Origin of the sequence: Leptolyngbya sp. FACHB-711 (genome assembly GCF_014695615.1) — a bacterium.
Taxonomy (GTDB): Bacteria; Cyanobacteriota; Cyanobacteriia; order Elainellales; family Elainellaceae; genus Leptolyngbya_A.
Genome location: NZ_JACJOR010000412.1, coordinates 28,742 through 52,608, shown reverse-complemented (window position 1 = coordinate 52,608; position 23,867 = coordinate 28,742). Strand labels below are relative to the sequence as shown.

Sequence of the window (23,867 nt, the reverse complement as noted above, 5' to 3'; positions counted from 1 at the left end):
ATCGAATATCGCTCGCCGTAAACAAAAACGGTAGAATCGCGACTAAATCAATCAAAGACGCAAGACTGAAGAAAAAGCGAACGCGATGCTCGGCACTCCAGAGGCGCAACAGATACTCGATCGTAAACAGAATCAGGATCGCCGTGTTAAGGAAATTCAGCTTTAGCCGCACCGGTTGGGGAATTGGATAGGTTTCTGCCACAAAGCAGGCGGAAGACAACAGCACTAGCCCCACGATCGTCAAATTAATTGCTTTACCGATCGCGGTTTCAATGTCTTCTAGATAAAAGCGAACCGTTTTTCGCAGTTCCGTTATTTGCAGTTTCATGGAACAGAGGCATCACTGGCAGAAGCTGGCGTTTCAGGATCTTTTGCAGATTTGCAGTCCAGCATCACCCCAAATCAATACAGCGAATGAATGCAGACTGATAATACCAGTTCTGATGACGATCAAGACGATCGCCCTTGCAGATGGCAATTTCATTGTTTCTGATTAAATGATGTCTTTTTACTTATCCGTTACTCATCTGTTACTTATCCGCAGGTTGCCACGTAGCTTACCTGACAGCCTGCCCTAGTCTGCTGTTCAAAGAGCGCGTCATCATCGATCGCCGATTCGAGCCAACTGCGCCTCACCAAAAATCGCAGAAGGATGAACATAATACTTAAATTCCATCAGATTATGAAAGGGATCTTGCAAAAAGAAAGTGCGATGCTCTAGGAGCGAATCTCGAAAACGGTGCTTTGGCTGCTGATAAAACATGAGCCCCTGCTGCTGTGACCGTGCTAGCAAGGCTTCCCAGTCAGACTCCTGCATGAAGACCAAGCCAAAGTGTCGTGGATAAATACCCTTCTGCGGAGTCAGCGGTTCTTCAGTGAGATGAGCAACAAGCTGATGTCCATAAAGGTTCAAAATGATCGATTGAGCATTCTCGCGTCCGGCAGTGCAGCCCAGACCCCTGACATAAAACGCTTTCGTTTGGGCAAGATTACCGACAGGGAATGCCAGGTGAAATAAGACAGAATCCATCGGGTTAACTCCTGATTAAAAGGGTGGGAAATTCAGGCAATCAGATTGCTTACTCTGCTGTTCTTGACTCTGCTGTTCTAAAGAGCACAAGCTGCCTTACATTTCTTTAGAACAGAAAACTCACTCAAAAAATTATTCTAAGCTTATTCATCAGGTCATTCTGTAGCCAAAATAAGTCTGATAATCCCGTTAGGCGATCGACCAAAAGAAGCACTCAAGGAAACAACTCATGGCAATTTCCCCTGTTCTGCTCAATACGCTAATGCCCTGGCTGGTCGCAATCCTGATCAACACGCTGCTACTCGGTGTGGCATGGCTGCTGCCCAAAAAATTGCTCACGCCTGCGGGATACGTTCATGCTTGGGTGCTGGGGGTTGCGCTATGGGGCACGCTAGGCTGGCGCGGCTATGGGCTAATGCTGTTTTACTTCCTGGTGGGGTCAGCCGTCACACGTATTGGCATGGCAGAAAAAGAAGCCGCCGGAATTGCCGAAAAGCGATCGGGCGCAAGAGGACCCGAAAACGTTTGGGGATCGGCTCTGGTGGCAACCCTCTGCGCACTAGGAACTTACGCGATGACAACCTTTTATGCCGGTCACAGCGATTTGTGGGTTAGAAATACCGTGCTGCTGCTGTATTTGGGCTACGTTGCCAGCATGAGTACCAAACTGTCAGACACCTGCGCCAGTGAAGTCGGTAAGGCTTATGGGAAGCGCACCTTTCTCATTACCACCTTTCAGCCCGTTGCTCGTGGAACCGAAGGAGCCGTCAGCTTGGAAGGAACGATCGCCGGAATTCTGGGTGCTGCTGCGATCGCAACAGTCGGTTGGGGCTTATCGCTGATTCCGCTGATTGGCATCCCGATCTGCTTGGTTGCTGCCCTGATTGCAACTAATCTAGAAAGCGTGATCGGCGCAACGCTGCAAACTAAATTTGACTGGCTCACCAATGAACTGGTGAACATTCTCAATACGCTCATTGGCGCAGTTGTGGCGATCGGTCTGGCGTTGCTGATTCAATGGGCAGGATTGTAACGCCAGGCAAAATTATGATGCCAGGCAAAATGGTCATGCTAAGCAGAATGATCATGCGATGCTGATTCGGTAAACTGCCATTCCCCTGAATTCGTCTTTTCCCCTGCACAAACCGAATTTTGTGTCTCGTCTGGATTTCCATCCTTCTTTGTGAATAGAGCAGCCTTCCCCACCCCGTTATTACTCAGTGTTTTGATAGAGAACGGACTCACTGCAACTATCCCTCTTGTGGGAAGGGTTTTATTTCTTCCGATAGTTCAGACAGCACTCGGTAGCTGTTAAATTTATGTGTAATGAAACGCAAAAGTTCAATCTTTCATTACTCGTTTTCACAAGGAGAATCAAGATGAATATTCTGGCTTGGATCGTATTAGGTTTGATCGCTGGCGCACTGGCTAAAGCAATTTATCCCGGTCATCAGGGCGGCGGCATTCTGGGAACCATGATTTTGGGAATTATTGGTGCTTTTGTTGGCGGCAGCGTCTACAATCTGCTCACGACTGGATCGCTTTCCCTTACCGCAGCAGGTTTGAGTATCCCTGGTGTCATTGTTGCAATCATCGGCGCGATTATTGCTCTGTTCATCTACTACTCGATCGCTCGTCGTGGTGCTTACTAAGCGAAATTGAGCTTTACCACTCAAATGCTGAATCGGACTGAATAAAAACGAACCAGAACATCATGCGTAACAATTACGCAGCATATCCTGCAGATGTCAAGGGTTAGCAGTCTACTTCAGCCGCATTCAGTAACAGCTTAGATAAATAATAGTTCAGCAATAATATAACTGGAGCCTCTGCAACTGCAGGGGCTTTTGCTTTGAATTGTTCCTTTATTTTGTTTATATTTTTGTGCTCCAGATAAGAGTAGATAATTTTTTAGGCTTAACACAATGCCAATGTATGCAATGTCGCGAGCTCAATAACTTAGAAACAATTAATATTGTGGTTGATTTTTTATAATGATTGTTTTTATAACAATTGCTTTTTCCATAAAAATTTAGCCCCCACCTACAGGCAGAGGCTAAAACATGAATATAACCTGGCTTGGTTTATTCGGTGTTCCTATAAACTAAAGGCTAGTAGTAAAACAATACCTCTATCCATAGTTAGGGAATAGGCAGAAAAAAACTTCTCTAGAAGGACTCAGAATTTCGATCGCGATTTTACTGTCTCAAGTGCGATCAAATGATTTATCCAAACATTTATCGTTCCTAGAATCACTCAAGACCGATCGATACGTCTTAACCCTTTCCTTTGTTCTACCTTTCTTCTAAAAGTTCAGCGATTCAGCAAGCAATCCACCAATCGGAGAGAAATCATGAAAGCTATTGCTTTGCCTTCAGGTCAATCGATTCCCGTTTTAGGCATGGGAACCTGGCAGATGGGAGAGCGATCGCGCGATCGCCAAACCGAAATAAATGCCCTGAAGCACGGCATAGAGCTGGGAATTACGCTGATTGATACGGCTGAAATGTATGGCGAAGGTAGCGCAGAGGAAGTGATTGCAGAAGCGTTCACGTCGTGGAGCAAAGCTAACGCGGGTCGTCGGGAGCAGGTTTTTCTAGTGAGCAAAGTCTACCCGCACAACGCCAGCCGTCAAGGAACGATCGCTGCCTGTGAACGCAGTTTGCGCCGTCTCAAAACTGATTATTTAGACCTTTACTTACTCCACTGGCGCGGTTCAGTTCCCTTGTTTGAAACCCTGGCCGCATTGCAGACGCTTCAGCAAGCCGGAAAAATCCGAGATTACGGCGTGAGCAATTTTGATCTGTCTGATATGCAAGAAGCTCGATCGCTGCCGGGTGGAGAATCGATTGCCACCAATCAAGTGCTGTACAACCTGATGCGACGCGGCATTGAATGGGATCTGTTGCCCTGGTGTCAGCAGCACGGCGTTCCGATCATGGCATATTCGCCTGTTGAGCAGGGTCGCTTGCTGAAAAACCGACAGCTTGCGGCAATTGCGGAACGGTTAGGCGTTACGTCTGCTCAAGTGGCAATCGCGTGGCTACTGCACCAGGATAATGTGATCGTCATTCCCAAAGCCAGCGATCTCGCCCACGTTGAGCAAAATCGAGCCGCACTTGACCTGAAGCTATCTGCCGCAAATTTGCACGAACTCGATGCCCTCTTTCCGCCGCCGTCTCGTCCAGTGGCTCTGGAAATGCTGTGATCTTTGGAAGCATTACTGCTCCGATTGCCCAGATTTTGCGGTCTGACCAAACAAAATCTTTTTGCTTTCTTCGGTCATTGCGCTCGGATTGCTGAAGGGTTGCCCTTTTTCGTAGGCACGCACCACCGCCGCTCGATCGCGAATTGCGTTAAACCATCGCTGCACGTTGGGGAACTCTTCCAGGTTTTGCTGCTGTCGCTCGTGGGGCACAATCCACGGATAGCAAGCCATATCGGCGATCGAGTAAGCCCCCGCCACAAATTCGTGCTGCGCCAACTGACGATCGAGAACCCCATACAGCCGATGCGTTTCTTTCACATAACGATCGATCGCGTAGGGCAACTTTTCCGGGGCATACTGTACAAAGTGATGGTTTTGACCTGCCATTGGGCCCAATCCGCCCATTTGCCAGAATAGCCATTCTAAAACTGCCTTTCGTCCGCGCAGCTCTGCCGGAATAAACTGTCCGGTTTTCTCTGCGAGATACAGCAAAATTGCCCCGGACTCAAATAAAGAAATCGGTTCACCGCCGTCTACAGGAGCGTGATCCACGATCGCAGGCATTCGGTTATTGGGCGCAATTTTGAGAAAGTCTGGCTGAAACTGATCGCCCGCACCAATATTAATTGGAATAATGCGATACTCCAATCCTGCTTCTTCTAAAAAGATAGTGATTTTGTGACCGTTGGGAGTGGGCCAGTAATACAAATCGATCATGGCAATGCCTGATAGAAAATTATCTTCACCTTAGATCATGGAGATAAAAAGCAGGATAAGGTGACAAGGTGACTTTGAAAGCCGTGTATCTAGAAGGCTGTTTAAGCAGGCTTTCAGTTGGAGTTTAAAGGCTTGAGCTCCCCCTAAATCCCCCCTTCCACCAGGGAACTTTGAGCCGTTAGAACGTTCTGTTGCCACGGGAATGCCTGCATCAATTCGGTTTCCTTTTTTAAGGGAGGGTAGGGGGAGTTCCCAGCACTTCTCACGCTCATCCACTCCTTCCCCACCCTTTCTTAAACCACCCCTAACGCTGACGCACCGCCCCAGCCGGAACTCGATCGGTTCTCTCGCGCTGGGCACGTCTACGGGCAACAGGATTCATTGCTCGCTCGATATAGCTGAACGCTTGCGACGACAGCAGCGTCAGCAACAGATAAATCAGCGCAACGGCGGCATAAATCTCAAACGGACGATAGGTGGTCGCTACGATGAGCTGTCCTTCCCGGAAGAGTTCCTCGAAACCAATCACGGCGACTAAGCTGGTGTCCTTGAGCAAGGTAATAAATTCGTTGCCTAGTGGAGGCAGCATCCGCCGCAGCGCTTGCGGGAAGATAATGTGGCGCATAGTTTGAGTTGAGTTTAGCCCCAGCGATTGTGCCGCCTCGGTTTGACCCACCTCGATCGACTGAATGCCACCGCGCACAATTTCAGCCATATAAGCTGCCGCGTTGAGACTCAGGGCTACGACCGCCGCTAGGAATCGATCGAACGAAAACTGAATGCCCAAGCCCTGAAGCACTGCCGGGATGCCAAAGTACACCATAAAAAGCTGCACCAGCAACGGTGTGCCCCGGAAGAAATCGATATATGCTCTGGCGAGCCAGCGAATCGGCTTCACCTTCGAGAGACGAGCGATCGCAATCAGCGACCCCAACCCTAGCCCTACAACCACTGAAATAGCAGCCAGCGCAACCGTCACCACCGCACCTGCCAGCAGCGTCGGCATCGCATTCAGGATTGTCCCGAGCCAACCGATCGATCGGGTGGTCTGCTGCTGTGACCCACCCTGCTGCTGGGAACCTGCCTGCTGCGCGGCGGCAAGAACAGGAGCTACTTGCGGCAATTGGGGCGGCGCGGTGTTAAACCATTTGCGATAGACTCGCTCATAGGCTCCGTTCTGAAGAATTTTGCCTAATCCCTGGTTAATGAGCTGAAGGTTTTCTGATCCTTTCGGTGTGGGAATACCGTAAAACTCCTCACTGAGCAAATCGCCCGTCAGTTTTAGTCCATTGATATTCCCTGTATTCAGAGCAAAGAGCATAATCGGCGCATCCGCTACCACCGCATCCACGTTGCCATTACTCAACTCTTGTAGAGCCAGAGCAGAGCCATTAAACGTGCTGACCCGTGCCCCTGGCACTTTCTTGATTTCCTCGGCTCCGGTTGTGCCAATTTGCACGGCTACTTTTTTGCCGTCTAAATCTTCAAGACGGGTGATATCCTGCGTGCCTTCTTTGACGGCAATTGCCAAACCTGCCTTAAAGTAAGGGCGAGAAAAATCAACGGATTCCGCCCGTTTTTGCGTAATCGTCATTGCCCCAATCGCGGCATCAACTGATTTAGCTTGTAGAGCCGGAATCATGCCGTCAAAGGCAATATTTTGAAACTCGACATCAAATCCTGATGCCTTTCCAATTTCCCGAATCACATCAACATCAAATCCCTGAAGTTCACCGGATTGTGATGTGAATTCAAACGGAGCATAAACAGGTTCAATGGCAACGGTTAAGGAGCGTGGCGCAGTTGCATGAGCCGTTCCTACAACTAAAATGAGCAGGAAACAGCACAACCCTGAGAGAAGCGATCGCCAGCGATTCAATCCTTTAATTTTCATAGAATTCGTTTTGTTTAATTTGATACAGAGTAGAGGTACAGCAACGGTTTCAACCGATCCTCAATCGCCCTTTAGACCAAAACAGGCAACGACAAAATCGTCATCATTACCTGAAAAACTGATCAAAATCCTCTCAAAATCCTCCTTCCAGAAGATCGAAATCATCAGTTACTTCTTCTATAAATGGTCTAATAGCAAAAAACTTTACTCCGTCTAAAGTCCAAATTGCTTCTGCCGTAGGTTTGAGTGAACCCATTTGAGTAATTGTTATGACAAATAGCCTGACAGCTACCCGCGCAATTCAATTCGACCAAGTTGAAAAAAACTTTGGTGCTCTTCAAGTTCTCAAAAGCATTAGTGGATATGTCAACCGAGGCGAAGTCCTTGCTGTGATCGGGTCTTCGGGCTGCGGCAAAAGTACACTGCTACGCTGTCTCAACCGTTTAGAAACCATTAACGGCGGACGAATTGAGATCAACGGCATGGATCTTTCCCATCCCAACCTGAGCAGTAGCCAGCTTCGGCAGCTTCGCTCGCAGGTCGGCATGGTGTTTCAGCAGTTCAACCTGTTTCCGCACCTGTCGGTGGTTCACAACCTGACGCTGGCTCCGCAGCAAGTTTTAGGACGACCCAAGCGCGAGTGCGTGGAGCGGGCGCACTATTACCTGGAAGAAGTCGGACTGTCGGAGAAAGCAGACGCCTATCCCGACGAACTTTCTGGCGGACAGAAGCAGCGCGTTGCCATCGCCCGATCGCTTTGTATGGAACCCAGCGTTATGCTATTTGACGAACCAACTTCTGCTCTCGACCCAGAACTGGTCGGCGAAGTGCTTGCCGTAATGCAGCAGCTTGCCGAAAATGGCATGACAATGGTGGTCGTGACGCACGAAATTCAATTCGCCCGCGAAGTCGCTCATCGCGTCATGTTCCTGGATAAGGGACGAGTTGCCGAAGAAGGCGATGCCAGAGCCGTGCTGACCAACCCCCAAAGCGATCGACTCAAGACCTTCCTGCAGAGGATGCGCCAGGATCAGATGCAAACTGTTTCTTGAAGATTTCAGGTGTTTTAGCCCCCCAAATCCCCCAATTATGGGGGACTTTGAGTTCTGCAAGCCTTCAAAGTCTGGAGTTTGATATAGATTTAGATCGTGATTCAGCGATGAAAATTTCTGGGGCGCTTAATGAGCAGTTGTCTACAACAATGATTGTGACGCGCTATCAATGTCCTCTTGCTTCTTCGCTGGGCAAATCAGAGTTTGGTGGATAGTCGTGATTCAAAGTGCATCAGATTCCTGGCTTAGCATCCCGCAGTTATAAAAGTGCATATAGTTCTTTGCCATCGCATCAGAAAGGCGAGTATCGCGCAAATCACGCCGCATTGCCAGGAAAATCTCTGCCATGCCCTGTTCGATATCGCGCCGCACAGTTTCGTCTTCGCGAATCAGCTTCTGGATGTCTCCTGATGCTGTTGTCCAGTGGCGATCGTAGGTCTCCATATACTTAAATAGGGCTGCCAGCACTTCATCAGAAGCAAACAGCCAGCCCTTTTCGATTTCTGCCAGAATGCGTCGCCGGTCCTCGATCGCCTTTGCCAGGATCAGCCCAAACAGCGCACTGTTCAGATCCTCATACAGCTTCTGTCGCCGCTCTACCAGTTCCGACTTGCGTTTGGTATTTTCCTGCCAAGAGTAGGTTGCTAGACCGATCGCCCCTGTCAGCAAAACTCCTAGCAGCGATCCGGCAAGAGGCAGTAACAGCTTCAGCGTTTCCAGATTGCCTGCGCTAAATAATTCTGCGGCCAAAAATACCATGCTACGCTGCTGAGGGAAGCGAATGCGCGGCTAACACTGATCGATAAAAGCCCTGAAGTTGTCTAGTCGCGGCCGCCCAACCCCAGCGTTCTGCCTCCTGGCGGGCATTTTGGCGCAGCAGTTCCCGTTCTTCCCGGTTGGCGAGAAGGCGTTGCGTGGCGACGATCGCCCCCTGATCATCGGTTGGGTCAAATAGATAGCCATTTACCCCGTCAGTAACGATATCGGGGATGCCGCCTGCGTTTGCTGCAATCACGGGACAGCCTGCCGCCATTGCTTCCAGTAAAACCAGTCCTAATGTCTCAGTGCGGGAAGGGAAGATAAACGCATCCGATGAAGCGAACGCTGCTCCCAGAGATTCGCCCGTGAGATATCCCACAAAATGAGTTGGCGTGTCGGCAAAAATTCGCTCTAAATCCTGCCGATAAGGGCCGTCGCCCACCAGAGCCAGTCTTGCGTTGGGAATTGCTTCCAGAATGGGTTTAATGCGATCGATTTCTTTCTCCGCCGACAGTCGCCCCACATAGAGCAGCAAAGGCGCGTCCGGGTTTCCTTGTGAGAGGTGCGATCGCATTTCCTGGCTAGCAAGATCTGGGCGAAAGAGTTCAGTATCGACGCCGCGCTGCCAGACTTCCACCCGCTCAATGTCATGACTGGTGAGGGCTTCTTCCATTGCAGTCGAGGTGCAGAGGTTGATTTGTGCCTGGTTGTGCACCATTTTCAGCAGCTCCCACATTAACCCTTCCAGCATTCCCAGCCCGTAATGCTCCAGATATTTTGGTAGGTGGGTGTGGTAGGAAGCAACAAGCGGTACTTCCAGCGATTTGGCATAGTACAAGCCACCCAGTCCCAGCACTGCGGGATTAACAATGTGAATCAGATCAGGCTGAAAGTCTTCTAACGCCTGCCGAATCGAGGGACGGGGCAGAGCCAGCTTCAATTCGGGGTAAAGGGGGAGAGGGAAGCCCGGAACACCGCAGATCCTGGCGCCCCGATATTCAGAGAGCCCGCCTTCGGGGGAAAACACCAGCACCCGATCGCCCATCCGTTGCAGGTGGTCAACCGTGTGGCTGAGGCGCGTCACAATGCCGTCAACTTTGGGTAGAAACGTTTCGGTGAAGAGGGCGATCTTCATAGGGTGATGATGTGAAGACAGGACTCAGGGAACAGAAATTTATCGCGATCGATCGGGCAAGGTACAAATTCCGTGAATGCCGATCGCCAAAATTGTACTGCCTAACAACACTCCAACGCCCTCAGCAAAGCAGTTGATGCGGTGTCGGTTTTCGGCGGCCTCGGCAATCATGAGATCTGTTGCAGTCACAGCAGGGCGATTTGCAAGTTCGGCATAGCGTTTTTGGCTTACCTGAAGCTGTGCCCAGTCGGGAAACAGCCAATAGGCACTTATACCAGCAAAGAATACACCGGGCAGTACCGCAAACAGCAGCAGTACCCAAACTCGCAAACCCATGCGGTTAGCCTTTCCACTTCACCTTGGGCAGGATTTGATTTTCGTCTACACGCTGCTTGTACTTGATGCTGAAGTTAAGCAGTGAATCGAGCAACGAATCGGAAAGGAAGTGCGGCTGCAAGCCCAGATCCAGCAGGTTGGTATTTTTGGCGTTGAAGTAGTGTTCTTCTTTTTCGACTCTGGGGTTTTCCAGGTGGTTGATTTCGACCTTCAAGCCCACTGAGGTTCCGGCCTTTTGCACCATGTTTGCCAGATCGCCAACGCTAAAGAGTTCTGTGAACTGGTTGAACACGCGAAACTCACCGCGATCGGCAGGATTGTTCACCGCCAATTCAATACAGCGCACGGTATCGCGAATATCCAGGAAGCCGCGTGTCTGTCCGCCCTTGCCGTAGACCGTGAGCGGATGTCCGATCGCCGCCTGAATGCAGAAGCGGTTCAGTGCCGTTCCAAATACGCCGTCATAGTCGAGGCGGTTGATCAGCATTTCGTCCATGCCCGTTTCGTCGGTCAGCACACCGTAGACCACCCCCTGGTTCAGGTCAGTCGCACGCAGACCCCAAATCCGGCAGGCAAAATGGATATTGTGCGAATCGTGAACCTTGCTGAGGTGGTAGAACGAGCCGGGCTGCTTCGGATAAGGCAGGGTATCTTTGCGACCGTTGTGCTCGATCGTGATGTAGCCTTCCTCGATATCAATATTGGGGGTTCCGTATTCGCCCATTGTGCCCAGTTTCACCAGGTGGCAGTCGGGGAAATGGTCGTGCATCACGTAGAGCAGATTCAGCGTGCCGACAACGTTATTCACCTGAGTCAACACGGCGTGTTCGCGATCGATCATTGAGAAAGGAGCCGACCGCTGTTCGCCAAAGTGAACGACCGAGTCTGGCTCAAACCGCAGCATGGCGTTCTTGAGAAACTCGTAGTTGTTGATGTCGCCAATGAAGAGATCGATCGTTTTGCCTGTGAGGTCTTTCCAGCGTTGAATACGTTGTTGGATGGAGGCGATCGGGGTCAGGGTTTCGATGCAAAGCTCATTGTCCCAATGCCGACGAATCAAGTTGTCGAGGATAGCGACTTCGTAGCCGCGATTTGACAGATAGAGCGCGGTTGCCCAACCGCAATAGCCATCGCCACCAATAACTAGGACTTTCATGCTGAGTTGATCTGCTTACGGATACTCCGCTAAATCTACCATTCTTGGTGACAGAATTCGACACTAATCTTCACCTGGTCTTTATACAGAAGGCAAATCCAATCAGTTCATCCGCCTGGGGGAAGTAGGAATCAGGGCAGGTGAGCCACGCTAGGCAAAGATGCAGAACTTCAGAAATTTGAGCACTCACTGAAGCATCATTAGCATCATTCCAGCGGCACGATCAGCGTTAGCAGAAACAGATGCAAACCTGCCCATCAGCAATGGATGCGTTTGAGGTGGTAGATATTACGGCAAGCTCTTCCCATCGTTTTTATCACTTGTTGAGATGGAATTTTTGGCTAGTGATTGGGTCGATCGCCCTGCTTTATTGCTGGACGGCTCAACTCTGCCTTGGACTTTTAAATCTGCAAGTCGATGCCTCACCGCTTTGGATTCCAGCTGGAATTGCCCTAGCCGCACTGCTGTGGTTTGGCGAACGAGTTTGGCTTGGGGTTGCGCTAGGTGCTTTGCTGCTGAATTACTCGCTGTCGGCTCCCTGGCTGCTGTCGCTGGGGTCGATTGCTGGAAGCACCCTGGAAGCTCTGGTCGGCGTTTACCTGCTGCGTCGCTTTAGGGTGAGCTTAACCCTTGATCGATCGCGAGATGCACTCCATTTTGTGGCGCAGGGCGTTCTGATTCCACCGCTGGTTAATGCGACGATCGGCTCCTTGATGGCTTACAGTGTGGGTTATCTTGACTGGAGCCAGGTTAGCCGCAACTGGTGGACGGTTTGGCTGGGGGATGGAATGGGCATTTTGGTCTTTACACCGCTATTGCTAAACGTCGCGCACTGCCTTACCGCAAGACCGCCGCTTCACAGTCTTTCCGCAGAGCCGCTTCAGAGGAATGACCTTCGCAGAGCAACCGATCGAATTCAGAAGTTTTTTGCGGCGGAGTCTGCGCTAGAGCAAAGTATCTGGGCAGGGCTGCTGATTTTGATCAGTGCCTTTGTGTTTTATTCCCGTCCGACCGAGGCGATTGCTCAATATCCTCTGGAATACGCGCCGTTTCCGCTCGTGGTCTGGGCAGCATTGCGGCTGGGGCAGACCTACACTATCATTGCCAGTTTGCTGCTGTCTGCGATTGCAATCGGGGGCACGGTGTCCGGGTTGGGTCCGTTTGTGACCAAGGCACAGGATTCGAGTCAGGTGGTATTGCTGCTTCAGGCGTTTATGGGCGTCGTCACAATTACTGCCCTGATTCTGGCGGCAGCAATGGCAGAGCGGCGACAGACAGAGGCACAGTTGCAGCTCACCGCAGAACGAAATCGATTGATTGGCGAAATGGCCCTCCGAATTCGTCGATCGCTGGATTTAAGCACCATTCTCAATACCACCGTGCAGGAAGTGCGGCAGTTTCTTCAAGCCGATCGCGTCTTTATTTGTCGGTTTGACTCCGATGGCGGCGGACGAGTAGTTGCCGAATCAGTTATCCCTGGCTGGGCATCCGCAGAGCAATGGACGACTGCACCAAGCACTTATGCCGAACTGCAAGACCTGTTTGAACGATGCCCGATCAGCGTGATAGATGATACCCGATCGATTAACGCCTCTCCGTTTATTCAGAGCTATCACGATCGCTATCGGGTGAAAGCTGGAATTGCCGTGCCGCTGTTTGTAGATGCACAGTCTAGCGTTTGCCCTCAGTCTTCTCCAGGGCAGATTCCCCCGAATAAGTCTGTGGCTCAAAATCAACCCTGTCTGTTTGGCATTTTGATTGTGAATCAGTGCAGTTTTCCGCGCCACTGGGAGCAGACCGAAATTGATTTGATCGAACAGCTTGGAACGCAGGTCACGATCGCGATTCAGCAGTCCCAGCTTTATGAACAGGTGCAGTCGCTCAACGCCACCCTGGAGCAGCAAGTCACGGAAAGAACGCTTCAGCTTCAGGACAACATGGCAGAACTGGAGCAGCTCAACCAGTTACGCGATGTGCTGATTCACGCTGTATCGCACGACCTGCGAACCACCGTGATGGGAACACTGATGGTGCTGCAAACGCTGCAAAAACAGCCCGGAGATGCCATTTCAGTGAGCCGATCGCTGTTAGAGCGCATGATTCAGTCGGGTGAGGTGCAGTTAAGCAAGCTGAATATGCTGCTGGAGGTCTACCAGAACCAGACGCAGGACGTGGTGCTGCACTGGGAGCAGGTCGATCTAGCGGATCTGGTGCGATCGGTTATCGAAGAAAGCGAACCCATCCTGCTGCAAAATCAGGTAACGCTGTGCCAACACATTCCCTCCGATCTGCCTGCTGTGAAAATCGATCGCGATAAGATGCGGCGCGTCCTGCATCAGCTTGTCACCAACGCTGCAAAACACAATCCGCCCGGAATCAAAGTGGTCATTCAGGCGGGCATCGAAGCCGGACACCTGCTCTGCACCGTGACCGACAACGGCAAGGGAATTCCCTTAGACCAGGGCAATCGACTGTTTGACCTGCGGCTGGGTCGCTGCGACGAGCGCAAGCGGATCGGGCTAAGTTTGGGACTACCCTTTTGTCAGCAAATCATCCAGGCACATCAAGGAAAAATGGGCGTAACCAGCTGTCCGGGAACCGGATCACAGTTTTGGTTTACTCTGCCAATTCAAGGCAGTTCGCTCTAGGCAGTTCATCCCAAGAAGTTAATCCTCAGAAAAGGTTTGAGGAGTAGCGATCGTTGCCCAACCTGTCTCCCTGCTCTCCAGGCTGGCGTATCCACGGTTTCTGATGGGGGCTTTAGGGGGCAATGCTTTAGGAGGCACCGTAGGAGATTTGTCGCTTCTCTAACAGGCTCCAACAAAACAGGCTCTGATCAGAACAAGAACCAGGGCAAGTAAAGTGCAGGTTCAGTCTCTCTATTCGTATTTTCACTGAGAATTCCGCCTTTATCCCTCATTGAATCTACGGACGATCGCCCAACCTTGATTAAAATTTCATACAAATAACCGAAAATAGTTTTGTATCATCAAATACCTTTCATAAAATCGGAGTCATAATAGGGGCATCCAAACCGTTCTGCCTTAGAACAGTAAGCAATCCAATTCAGGAGGTTGACCGATGCTTGATTCAATTCGTTCGGTTTCCATTCCACAAACCCTTCAGGAACTCGAACAGGCGATCGATCGCTACCGTAACAGCGAATGGAATCAGGACTTGTTTCAACAGTGGCAAGCAATCCGAATCGCGGCTCTTGCTCAAAGCACTGAATCTCAATCTGGCGATCGCATTGCCGGAGACGATAGTTACTAAATTGCCAGGAAAAACTGTGTTTAGTAACGTGGGAATGGTCGTTGATTACTGGGAAAGAACGTCCATTTTCCAGTCAATTCGATAAGATTAGACGGCAGATAGAATTATTATCGGTTACTCGCCACGAGTTACCGCCTGTTCAAACGGCTCATGACCAATAACCAAGCCAAATTCCATTTCTGCCACCCTAACTCATCGCGTCTATTTGTATTCCCTACATGACTCAGCTTCAGCGTCTTGCTGTTTCTCCAAGTCAGATTGAAGCCAATCGAATTCTATTAACCGATCGTCAGCAGCATTATTTGGGGCGGGTGCTCCGCTTGCAGGCTGGCGATCGTTTTATTGCAATGGATGGGGCAGGTCATGGGTGGCTTGCGGCTCTACGAGGAGCGGGTTCAGAAGCCGATTTGCTGGAGCCAATTTCAGTACAAACCGAGCTGCCGATCGCTGTAACGCTGCTGATTGCCTTGCCCAAAACTGGAATGGATGACATTGTTCGCCAAACGACTGAACTGGGCGTAAGCCAGATTGTTCCGATCCTGAGTGCTCGTAGCCTGCTCAATCCCAGTCCGCAAAAGCTCGATCGCTGGCAGCGCATTGCCCAGGAAGCCGCCGAACAGTCTGAACGACAGATCGTTCCCGCCATTTTGCCGCCCCATCGCTGGCAAGAAGCTTTACAACAGTGGCAGAAGGCAGGCTGCTACCTCTGCGAACCGCGAGGCGATTCCCCCTCTGGGGAACTGCAAAGCAACCGTCCTCATTTGCTCTCCTACCTGGAATCTCAACTAATCAATCAACTCAATCCGCTCCCGGCTGTGACGCTGGCGATCGGTCCCGAAGGCGGATGGACTGAAGCTGAAGTGCAGGAGGCGGTCGGGGCAGGGTATCAGCCCGTGTCGCTGGGGGCACGAATTCTGCGGGCAGTCACCGCGCCGATCGTGGCTTTATCGCTGGTGGGGGCTGTGATAGAAGCAAACGAGTTGGTTGTAAGAGATTTAGAGAAGGATGATCACCCAAACCGCTCCCTTGACGAGTCAATTCTGGACGGAATCTAGCTCTCTTTTAGGCTTTAAAGCTCATTATGAATGAGGGATTGACTGCAAAACCTGGAACGTTAGCACGATCGACTTGTGAATGCCCCGTAGCCCTAATACGTCCGCTACACTGCTAAAGAAGGGATTTTCCCATTAGATCTAAAGGGATTATTGCTCATGCTCGATCAGGTGGCTGCTGCCTTTGCCCGTCAGGATTATGAAACGGCTGCCCGTTTGGTGAAGCAACTGCAACAGCAGTCTCCCGATCACCCCTGGGTGAAGCTTTATGTAGCGCGGCTTCAGGAAGTGAGCGGTCAGTTTGCCTCGGCAGAGCAGATTTATCGTACACTGCTGCGAGACACTACCCATCCCAAAATTGCGCTTCAGGCGCGGCAGGGCTTACACCGTTTAGAAGCCGAGGCTCATCAGACTCCGTCTCATCCGACGATCGCAGAAGCAAAAGCTGATTTAGCGAATCCAGTGAACGGAGCACTGGTGCTAGAAGCCATTTCCCCAGAGGCACGACAAACCGCTGCCCAAAACTTTGCCCGCATTATGCGGCTGGATACTTATGCGGCACGTTTACTGTTGCCCAGTCGCGGCTGGCGGCTTTATCGGCTGGGGGTGATCGACCAGTTAGAAGAATGGGGTCAACAGCTCGTTGCCGCCGAAATTCCCGTATTTTGGCTTCCGCTGACTGCCATTCAAAGAATTCGCGTATTTCGAGTCGAGTCGCTTCAATCTACTTCGCAGCAGGCAACGGTAATTTGCCAGAGTGAGACGAACCAGAAAGGGGCTTTGCGGTTTAACTGGTCAGAAGTTGCGGGTCGAGTCGAGGGTAGACTGCCGATTTTTGAACAGGTCGTGGATAAAAACATCCACAATCAGCTCGTCCGAAAAGAACAAACGCAGGACTACGCTCAGGTGCTTGATCTGCATCTGCCGCACCGAAATAGCATTTTGCGCTTTGGCGACTGGAGCTATCAATTTGAGCAGGGTCAAGAAGCTGCCCCGTTTGACGCAGTTCGATCGACCCCCCTGACGAGCAATCGCCTGAAGTGGAATCAGCTTGTGCGATCGATCGAGGCTGCTCTGGGGAATGTCCCGGTCTGGTCTGACTTTCCTGCCTTTGGTGAAAGTGCGATCGAGTCTCTGGCAATGGTGCGACTGCCTTCCCACATCGATCTATTTCGCCAAGCCCCGACTGCCTGGGATACTGCCTTTCAGCTTTATAGCGGATTGGTGTTTGAGCAAAAGTCGAAGCGATCGGCTTAAGAATTCGGGCGATAGAATTCGGGGGATCAAAGCACTTCAATCTGGTCTATTCGGCGCATTTCCCGATCGACCTCATACCAGAGCGATCGATTCTGAGGATCGGTGCGGAGTGCCTTTTGCAGGTAAATCCGGGCTTTGTCGGGCTGCTTGTCATTGATCAGGTATCGTCCAAACCGCTGATAGGTAATTGCCTGCCACTGCCGAACTTCCACGTCGTTAGGCAATCGCTGCGCCAAACCTTCGATCACCGTCACTGCCATTGCAAACCGCTGATCGCGCAAAAGCTGCTGAAGCTGCTCGTAGATTCGTTCCTTCAGCTTGCGATCGACAACGGATAAATTGGGGTCATTCTGCAGCGGTGAAGGTGGGGCAGAGTTTTCGGCGGCAGGCTCAGAAAGATTGTTTGCTGTAGGGCGATCGGGGTGGGCAGTGGGTTTAGCAGAGGTTCGACCCGATGGTTTGGCAGTGGATGATTGAGCCCCAGATCGAGTTTGCCGCCTGAAAGCCGTTCCACTCTGGGCATGCTCGCGCCCTCGCTTCAAGTCAACGGTGGGCGTATCAGACTGACCTGGGGGAACGGCATTAATCAGCAATCGGTAGGCATTGGTCAGCTGAATAAATTTTTCTTTCGCAAAGATTAGATCGCTCGGATTAGCATCTGGGTGATACTGTCTTGCCAAACGACGATAAGACGATTTAATTTCGTCGTGAGAAGCACCCTTCCTCAAGCCCAGTACGCGATAGCAATCAGCCAATTCCATTGGGAACAACGATACAAAAAAGGCAGAGTTACTTCGATTCTGCCACTGACTGCGGGAAATAGATAGACCTTGATAGTGAAATCCCGCTTTTTATTTCTTTCAAAAAATCGATCGAATCGCTAAAGAAGGTTGATCTTAACCCCTAAACCTACCGCCCCAGGAAGCTTTGAACGATCGGTTTTCCCAAAATCGCAGGTACCAAAATCGCAAATTAGAAGGCAGTTCACCAGGCAATTGGATAATGCCAATGACCTGTGGTTACAAAAGCCCCCCTCAAAGTAGAACTAAGCAGAACGTAATTCTCTTTAAAAACTCAAAGTCCCCCAAAATTGGGGGATTCAGGGGACAATGTAAGACTTCTGAGACGAATCCAACAATCCCTTATCGAACAAGTGCCTGGCTTTCAATCACCTGATCGATCAGCCCGTACTCTTTCGCTTCTTGAGCCGACATAAAATTATCGCGATCGGTATCCCGCTCAATTTGCTCAACGGGTTTGCCTGTGTGATACGCCATCAGCGCATTCAGACGAGTCCGGGTTCGCAGGATTTCTCTAGCTTCGATGTCGATATCAGTTGCCTGCCTGCGCCCCGTGCCGCCGAGAGGCTGGTGAATCATGATGCGAGCGTGGGGCAGGGCGAGCCGTTTGCCTTTGTTGCCTGCAGTCAAGAGAAATGCCCCCATCGAAGCAGCCAGACCAACGCAGATAGTAACGACTTCCGACTTGATGTGCTGCATCGTGTCGTAGATTGCCATGCCTGCGGTGACAGAACCACCGGGCGAGTTGATATAGAGATAAATTGGCTTACTCTGGTCTTCGGAGTCGAGATAGAGCATATAGGCGACGATCGCATTCGCAATGGCATCATCGACTTCTTCAGCTAGGAAGATAATCCGCTCCCGGAACAGCCGTTCGTAAATGCTGATCCACTGCTCGTAGGAGCTTCCGGGGAGGCGATAGGGGACGCTGGGAATTCCAATGGGCATAGGGGATGTGTGGTAGGGGTGTGGATGGGTGAGTGGGTTACACCAGGGCAGCTTGGGGTTGAGCAATTTTATTGCTTTCGGCAACGCGATCGATCAGTCCGTATTCTTTTGCCTCATGAGGCGTCATATAGAAGATGCGATCGGTGTTTTTAGCAAGTTTCTCAACGGGCTGTCCGGTGTTCTTCGAGAGAATGTCTAGAATCAGGGACTGCTTGCCCAGCACTTCTCTGGCAGTGACCTCAATATCGGTTGCCTGTCCTTGAGTTCCGGTGCGAGTGGGCATCAGGGCGATCGAGGCGTGGGGAAGGCTTGCGCGTTTACCCTTGGTTCCCGAAGACAGCAAGAGCGCAGACATTCCGACTGCCTGACCCATACAGATCGTGATAATCTCCGATTTGATGTGCTGCATCGTGTCGTAGATTGCCAGCCCCGCCGTCACCGAAATCATGCCTGCCGTGATCGAAGCCATGCCTGCGGCAAGCGGGTCGCCCAGCGAGTTGATATAGAGGTAGATGGGCTTGTTCTGGTCGTCGGAGTCCAGGTAGAGCAGTGCCGAGACGATCGAATTTGCTAAACCGTCCGTAATCGGCTGATTCAGAAAAATGATCCGCTCCTGGCTCATGCGCGTGTAGATGTTAACCCACTGCCAGTTCGGACTGCCCGGAATGTTATAGGGAACGCGCAAAATAGGATCAACGGACATAGAGCTTTGCCAATAAAGTTTGCCAGTTAGGTCAGAGCAGGGATCGGTTTCGGCAGGTCTTTAACGCTTTCCAGAACTCGATCGAGCAGTCCATATTCCTTCGCTTCTGCTGGAGTCATATAGAACATCCGATCGGTGTCTTTGGCGATCTTTTCTGAAGTCTGACCTGTGTTGTGAGCCAGGATGTCAAGCATCGCGGCTTTGTTCACCAGCACTTCTTTTGCCCGAATTTGAATATCCGTTGCCTGACCCTGTGCGCCTGTACGCGGCTGGTTGAGGACGATCGTGGCGTGAGGCAAGCTAGCGCGGAAGCCCTTTGTTCCGGCAGAGAGAATCATGGCGGCAGTTCCCATCGCCTGACCAATGCAGATGGTGTGAACCGGAGGCTTGATGTAGCTCATCGTGTCGCAGATGGCAAATGCTTCGGTTTCGTAGCCGATCGCGTCTCCGGTGTACCAGGAAGTTCCGGTAGAGTTAATGTAGAAATAGATCGGCTTATCGGGATCGTCAAATTGCAGATAGAGCAACTGAGCAATGATCAGCTTGGTCACGTCGACGCCCATCTGTCGCTTAAAATCATCAGACGACACCAGCGGCAAGCCGAGATAGATAATCCGCTCCTTCAGCAGCAGGGAAGGGAGGTCTGGCGGCGGAGTCCGGTAAAAGGAATCTCCTCCGTAATAAGTCGATTGAACAGCTTTAATCGGTGACATAGCGTGCAGTTGAGCGCGGCTTTATTTCTACCATAGTATCGTGAACCTCTGGGGATCGGTTCAGTCCTGGGGTTGTGGCGAATTAGGGATAACCGATCGTCCCTAGCGACAGACCGATTCACTTAGGGTGAGCTGAACCAGCTTTGCAGGCTGCAATTCTCCATTAAGGGGAGCGAAAACACCCCCATTGCTCACGACATAGAGGTGGTTACGATCGCTTCCTACACCAAACGCAACGGCTGTACTGCCCACGACTCCCTGTGCTGCCTCTGCAATCACACGACGGCTTCCATCACGGCAAAATGCAACCACTGTGTTTGTCGGATGGGTTGCAAGATAAAGGGTGCCATCTGGGGCAAAGGCAAAATCATCAGCGAACGTATCTGATGCAAATAATTCGGGCTGTCCGGCGGCTCCATCTGCCTGAATTGGCACACGCATAATATGTCTGCGATCGGAGTTAGAAACGTAAGCCGCACCGTCAAAAATCTTGATCCCATTCGCGCCGGGAAAGCGGCTATCGGGAGTTTGTGGGCTGAGCGATTCATCTTGCAACCAAACCGTTGCAGTCCGACTTCCAACATCCACACGCCACACGACTCCAACCGTGCTATCTGCCACCAGAAATACTCCGGGCTGAAGTAGCGTCATACCATTGAGAAATTTTGCGTCAGGAATGGTCATCAGCGGCTCCATTGAACCGGCTGCACCGATGCGATAAACCGTTTTCAGGGGCTGTTCTTTTTGCCCTCCCACGGCGTACAGCGTTTCGTCCCTATCCAGGGCTAATCCAACAATCATTCCGTTAGAAATGGCTGCCAAAGTTGAAAGCGTTCCGTTGGGCGATCGTTGAATGATTTCCCCCGTTTCATGCCGAGAGATATACATTGTTCCAGACGAATTGATCACAATGCTCTCTAGAAACGATCCCTCCGGGTAGCTTGCCAGCGTTTGGGCAGGAACAAGCTGCACTGAGGATTGGGCGGACTGGGCGAAACCAGGTCGGAGCAAGAGTGGGGTTGAAGCAATGAGCGTTACGCCAGACAAAACGACTGAAGCCCAGCAAGAAGCCAGAACAGAACTAAATCTCTTGTTTGCGCCTGTCTTGTTTGAACCTGCCCTATTTGCGCCTATCTTGTTTGCGCCTGTAATTAATCCAGCTTTATTGTTTAGTCCGCTGTTGCTCATGAGCCTGCTTTCCTCCTAGTAGAGACTAGTGCAACCTTAGCGAATCTCTCAAAATGTTGATCCTGGAAAATCGGCTAGTTTCTGCCGTTGCTTGCCCATTTGTTAGAAAATTCTCACATAACTTCCTGTAAAAGCAGGCTAGCGATCGACCTAGCAATCCATCCCTCTGAGTTCTCTCTTTGGGGGTAATTGAGGCGATCGAGAAGTCGGTAGAATCCATACAAACCAATTTTTCTACTGCTAGCAAGTTTTATTGACAAATCCTATGCCGATCTCTAAATCTGAAGCCCGACAGCTCCTTGAGCGTCTGATTTTTGCTGATGATCCGCCTGACGAGTGGGTGCAGGATGTGTGGGGCATGAGTCCGACGCTGGGCGATACGGCAGCGAAACTGCTGGAAGTATTTGGGGATTTGGTCGAGATTTGTTCAGAGGATGAGCTGGAGATGATGCTGCAATCCTATTACCAGGATCAGTTAGGTCAGTCGTAGGGTGAGGGAAACCGGCAGTGATTCAAGTTTTATCTGATTGGCAAACGGTGCAAGCGGTAACGGAAAAGCTTCAGCAACGAGGCTTACCAACCCACCTGACACCGCAAAAAAACTGGGATCAGGGTTTGCTAGCTCAGCTTATTGAACCCTTCGATCGCCAGATCAGCATTCTCGATATGGGCTGCGGTGACTGCTGCACATTGAACTTTTTAGCAGCACTGGGGTTCACAAATTTGCACGGAATTGATCTGCACATCAAGGAGCCACAAGTCTCCGATCGCTATCAGCTTTTTGAGGGCGATCTGATGCACACACCTTTTGCAGATGCCGCCTATGATGTTCTGACCAGTATTTCCGTGATTGAACATGGTGTAAATTTAGACGCTTTCTTTGCAGAAGCCGATCGGCTGCTCAAACCCAACGGCATCTTGTTTGTTACCACAGACTACTGGGAAACTAAAATTCCGATTGATTCCGCGATCAAGCCCTTTGGGCTGTCCTGGCAGATTTTTTCAAAAGAGGAGATTCAGGAGGCGATCGATCTCGCCCAACCACACGGACTCAGCCTGATTCAAGAAACTGCCTTCCCTGCCTGTCAAGAGCCACCCGTAAGCTGGTACAACCGGGACTATACATTTATCGCGCTGGCATTTCGTAAACTCACTTAGGTTAAGTCGCTCAGGTTTCGGCAGGTATTCGCCTCGGATTTCTTCTATGGTGAAGAGTAACTTCTCCTGATACGAGGCAACGATTTTGTCAAACTCTCTTACCACCCCTCGATCGGGTGGGTTAGGCTTGGCGGCGATCGCACTGGCAGCTTTTCTTTGGTCAGTGGCGGCAATTGTGGCAAGCAATCTGTTTCGATCGGGGGTGACTCCGGTTCAGCTTGCGACTGCGCGGGCAACGATCGCGGTGATTGGTTTAGCAGTCCTCACCTGGAGAGGGCAAAAACTGAAGTGGGATACGAGATCGATCGGTTTAGGAATCTCACTGGCAATGGTGACGTTTACCTATTATGTGGCGATCGATCGGCTCTCGGTGGCGATCGCGCTGGTGATTCAGTACACGGCTCCGGCGATCGTGGTTTTAACCAGTGCCCTTCGGAAGCAAAAACTGCCCGACCTCACCATGTTGATCGCGGCGGGGATTGCGCTGCTGGGGGTTGCGCTGGTGTCGGGTGTAGGTGCGGGTGAACTCAAGCTCGATACACTGGGGCTGATTGCGGCAGTTCTCAGCGCGATTTTCTTTGCCGGATACACCCTGTTTAGCGAAGCGATGGTGCATGATTACGGGGCGATCGGGGTGATGTTTCGCGGCTTTTTGATCTCCAGCTTGTTCTGGCTAGGCGTTCAGTTCAGCCAGGGCGTTCCAGAGGCAGTCTTTCAGCCCAGCAATCTTCCCGGCATTGTGTTCACGGGCATTGGGGGCACGCTGATTCCGTTTTGTTTGCTTTGCTGGGGCATTCAGCAAGTCTCGGTGGAACGGGGCACGATCGCCGCAACGCTGGAACCCGTAATAGCAGCAATTCTCGCCTGGCTCCTGCTGGGTCAAACGCTCACCGTTCTGCAAATTCTAGGTAGCGGATTGATTCTGGCGGCAGTCACTTCCCTGCAAATTCAGCAGTCTCATCAGCAGTCGTTCGATCGCAATTAACATCATCAGAAGGGGTTAGAGCGGGAGCGATTCGTCATGGTTCTGTCTTTGAGAATTTAAGCCCATCTTTGAGACTTGAAGAAAGATAGTCAGGTTGTCTACCCGGCTTCCTGATTACATGCGGCTCTAGAACCCTAACCCTAATTTGTGATTCCTAATTTGTGATTACAGTTTTTCTAGGAGCCTATCCCCATCCCTTCTTCACGATTCCAGCTCAAACTGATTACAACACTTCCCAGAACCCTTTCCCATTTCCCGCAAAATCCACTCTATCTCTAAGCTGATTACAACGGTTCCTGAGCCGCTCTTCCTGATGTTGCAAGGGTTTCAGGTTGCACCAACCCGGTATGATTACAAAGCCGTCTAGAACCTTGCCCCCAAGCCTGTGATTACAAAAGGCTCTAGAACTACACCCCCAAAATGATTACAAGAATTTCTAGATCCCTGACCCAAACTTTCTAGATCCCTGCCCCTCAACTTTCTAGATCCCCCCCTCTGATCTC

Annotated in this window: 26 protein-coding genes; 13 read left to right on the top strand and 13 right to left on the bottom strand. The window is 51.0% G+C overall.

The window, feature by feature from the left end:
* Window positions 1–328: ion transporter (locus H6F80_RS18240; RefSeq protein ID WP_190792947.1), on the bottom strand; the 328-nt coding region annotated here is incomplete at its 3' end.
* A gap of 273 nt (window positions 329–601) precedes the next feature.
* Window positions 602–1,030 (bottom strand): VOC family protein, encoded by a 429-nt coding sequence (locus H6F80_RS18235; protein WP_190792946.1) that lies wholly within the window; start codon window positions 1,028–1,030, stop codon window positions 602–604.
* Between the two features lie 229 nt (window positions 1,031–1,259).
* On the opposite strand from H6F80_RS18235, the gene H6F80_RS18230 reads away from it, so the two are divergent.
* From H6F80_RS18230 to H6F80_RS18220, 3 genes are all read left to right on the top strand, one after another.
* Window positions 1,260–2,063, top strand: coding sequence for a TIGR00297 family protein (locus H6F80_RS18230; protein WP_190792945.1), 804 nt, complete (start codon window positions 1,260–1,262; stop codon window positions 2,061–2,063).
* A gap of 346 nt (window positions 2,064–2,409) precedes the next feature.
* The gene (locus H6F80_RS18225; protein ID WP_190792944.1) at window positions 2,410–2,682 is read left to right on the top strand and encodes a GlsB/YeaQ/YmgE family stress response membrane protein; all 273 of its coding nucleotides are present in this window, start codon (window positions 2,410–2,412) and stop codon (window positions 2,680–2,682) included.
* A 701-nt stretch (window positions 2,683–3,383) separates the two neighbouring features.
* Window positions 3,384–4,238: an aldo/keto reductase gene (locus H6F80_RS18220; RefSeq protein ID WP_190792943.1), complete on the top strand. Its 855-nt coding sequence runs from the start codon at window positions 3,384–3,386 to the stop codon at window positions 4,236–4,238.
* A 12-nt stretch (window positions 4,239–4,250) separates the two neighbouring features.
* Here the strand turns inward: H6F80_RS18220 and H6F80_RS18215 are convergent, their stop codons facing one another.
* Both H6F80_RS18215 and H6F80_RS18210 read right to left on the bottom strand, forming a co-directional pair.
* Window positions 4,251–4,955 carry a glutathione S-transferase N-terminal domain-containing protein gene (locus H6F80_RS18215; RefSeq protein ID WP_190792942.1) on the bottom strand — a complete coding sequence of 235 codons (705 nt, stop codon included), beginning with the start codon at window positions 4,953–4,955 and terminating at the stop codon, window positions 4,251–4,253.
* 304 nt (window positions 4,956–5,259) lie between these two features.
* Complete coding sequence (locus H6F80_RS18210; RefSeq protein WP_190792941.1) at window positions 5,260–6,849, bottom strand: ABC transporter permease subunit; 1,590 nt, start codon at window positions 6,847–6,849, stop codon at window positions 5,260–5,262.
* Window positions 6,850–7,118: 269 nt separating this feature from the next.
* On the opposite strand from H6F80_RS18210, the gene H6F80_RS18205 reads away from it, so the two are divergent.
* A complete protein-coding gene (locus tag H6F80_RS18205; RefSeq protein WP_190792940.1) occupies window positions 7,119–7,901 on the top strand; it encodes an amino acid ABC transporter ATP-binding protein in 783 nt (260 codons plus the stop codon).
* Window positions 7,898–8,116, top strand: a complete 219-nt coding sequence (locus H6F80_RS18200) for a hypothetical protein (protein WP_190792939.1) — start codon at window positions 7,898–7,900, stop codon at window positions 8,114–8,116. Before H6F80_RS18205 ends, H6F80_RS18200 begins: the two co-directional genes overlap by 4 nt.
* 7 nt (window positions 8,117–8,123) lie before the next feature.
* Here H6F80_RS18200 and H6F80_RS18195 read toward each other — a convergent pair whose 3' ends face one another.
* From H6F80_RS18195 to H6F80_RS18180, 4 genes are read right to left on the bottom strand one after another with little or no spacing between them, the layout of a single operon-like run.
* Entirely contained in the window at window positions 8,124–8,660 is a 537-nt protein-coding gene (locus H6F80_RS18195) for a hypothetical protein (RefSeq protein ID WP_190792938.1), read from the bottom strand.
* Between the two features lies 1 nt (window position 8,661).
* Window positions 8,662–9,795 (bottom strand): glycosyltransferase family 4 protein, encoded by a 1,134-nt coding sequence (locus tag H6F80_RS18190; RefSeq protein WP_190792937.1) that lies wholly within the window; start codon window positions 9,793–9,795, stop codon window positions 8,662–8,664.
* 39 nt (window positions 9,796–9,834) lie between these two features.
* Window positions 9,835–10,131, bottom strand: coding sequence for a hypothetical protein (locus H6F80_RS18185; RefSeq protein ID WP_190792936.1), 297 nt, complete (start codon window positions 10,129–10,131; stop codon window positions 9,835–9,837).
* A gap of 4 nt (window positions 10,132–10,135) precedes the next feature.
* Entirely contained in the window at window positions 10,136–11,287 is a 1,152-nt protein-coding gene (locus H6F80_RS18180) for an NAD-dependent epimerase/dehydratase family protein (protein WP_190792935.1), read from the bottom strand.
* A gap of 242 nt (window positions 11,288–11,529) precedes the next feature.
* On the opposite strand from H6F80_RS18180, the gene H6F80_RS18175 reads away from it, so the two are divergent.
* The 4 genes from H6F80_RS18175 (at window position 11,530) to H6F80_RS18160 (ending at window position 16,869) form a co-directional block, all read left to right on the top strand.
* Window positions 11,530–13,935, top strand: a complete 2,406-nt coding sequence (locus H6F80_RS18175) for a sensor histidine kinase (RefSeq protein ID WP_190792934.1) — start codon at window positions 11,530–11,532, stop codon at window positions 13,933–13,935.
* A 433-nt stretch (window positions 13,936–14,368) separates the two neighbouring features.
* Window positions 14,369–14,560, top strand: coding sequence for a hypothetical protein (locus H6F80_RS18170; protein WP_190792933.1), 192 nt, complete (start codon window positions 14,369–14,371; stop codon window positions 14,558–14,560).
* A gap of 218 nt (window positions 14,561–14,778) precedes the next feature.
* On the top strand, window positions 14,779–15,615 hold the full coding sequence (locus tag H6F80_RS18165; RefSeq protein WP_190792932.1) for a 16S rRNA (uracil(1498)-N(3))-methyltransferase: 837 nt from the start codon (window positions 14,779–14,781) through the stop codon (window positions 15,613–15,615).
* 156 nt (window positions 15,616–15,771) lie between these two features.
* Window positions 15,772–16,869: a tetratricopeptide repeat protein gene (locus tag H6F80_RS18160; protein WP_190792931.1), complete on the top strand. Its 1,098-nt coding sequence runs from the start codon at window positions 15,772–15,774 to the stop codon at window positions 16,867–16,869.
* Window positions 16,870–16,895: 26 nt separating this feature from the next.
* Here the strand turns inward: H6F80_RS18160 and H6F80_RS18155 are convergent, their stop codons facing one another.
* From H6F80_RS18155 to H6F80_RS18135, 5 genes are all read right to left on the bottom strand, one after another.
* Window positions 16,896–17,630: a J domain-containing protein gene (locus H6F80_RS18155; protein ID WP_190792930.1), complete on the bottom strand. Its 735-nt coding sequence runs from the start codon at window positions 17,628–17,630 to the stop codon at window positions 16,896–16,898.
* A gap of 381 nt (window positions 17,631–18,011) precedes the next feature.
* Entirely contained in the window at window positions 18,012–18,617 is a 606-nt protein-coding gene (locus tag H6F80_RS18150; protein WP_190792929.1) for an ATP-dependent Clp protease proteolytic subunit, read from the bottom strand.
* A gap of 37 nt (window positions 18,618–18,654) precedes the next feature.
* Window positions 18,655–19,320: an ATP-dependent Clp protease proteolytic subunit gene (locus H6F80_RS18145; RefSeq protein WP_190792928.1), complete on the bottom strand. Its 666-nt coding sequence runs from the start codon at window positions 19,318–19,320 to the stop codon at window positions 18,655–18,657.
* A gap of 26 nt (window positions 19,321–19,346) precedes the next feature.
* Complete coding sequence (locus H6F80_RS18140; protein WP_190792927.1) at window positions 19,347–20,033, bottom strand: ATP-dependent Clp protease proteolytic subunit; 687 nt, start codon at window positions 20,031–20,033, stop codon at window positions 19,347–19,349.
* A gap of 102 nt (window positions 20,034–20,135) precedes the next feature.
* A complete protein-coding gene (locus H6F80_RS18135; RefSeq protein ID WP_190792926.1) occupies window positions 20,136–21,044 on the bottom strand; it encodes an SMP-30/gluconolactonase/LRE family protein in 909 nt (302 codons plus the stop codon).
* Window positions 21,045–21,060: 16 nt separating this feature from the next.
* On the opposite strand from H6F80_RS18135, the gene H6F80_RS18130 reads away from it, so the two are divergent.
* The 4 genes from H6F80_RS18130 to H6F80_RS18115 all read left to right on the top strand — a co-directional run bounded on the left by H6F80_RS18130 (window position 21,061) and on the right by H6F80_RS18115 (window position 23,364).
* Window positions 21,061–21,240, top strand: a complete 180-nt coding sequence (locus H6F80_RS18130) for a hypothetical protein (RefSeq protein WP_190792925.1) — start codon at window positions 21,061–21,063, stop codon at window positions 21,238–21,240.
* Between the two features lie 246 nt (window positions 21,241–21,486).
* Window positions 21,487–21,711: a hypothetical protein gene (locus tag H6F80_RS18125; RefSeq protein ID WP_190792924.1), complete on the top strand. Its 225-nt coding sequence runs from the start codon at window positions 21,487–21,489 to the stop codon at window positions 21,709–21,711.
* A gap of 17 nt (window positions 21,712–21,728) precedes the next feature.
* Window positions 21,729–22,379, top strand: a complete 651-nt coding sequence (locus H6F80_RS18120; RefSeq protein WP_190792923.1) for a methyltransferase domain-containing protein — start codon at window positions 21,729–21,731, stop codon at window positions 22,377–22,379.
* Window positions 22,380–22,464: 85 nt separating this feature from the next.
* Entirely contained in the window at window positions 22,465–23,364 is a 900-nt protein-coding gene (locus tag H6F80_RS18115) for an EamA family transporter (RefSeq protein WP_199296662.1), read from the top strand.
* The last annotated feature ends 503 nt before the right edge of the window (window positions 23,365–23,867 follow it).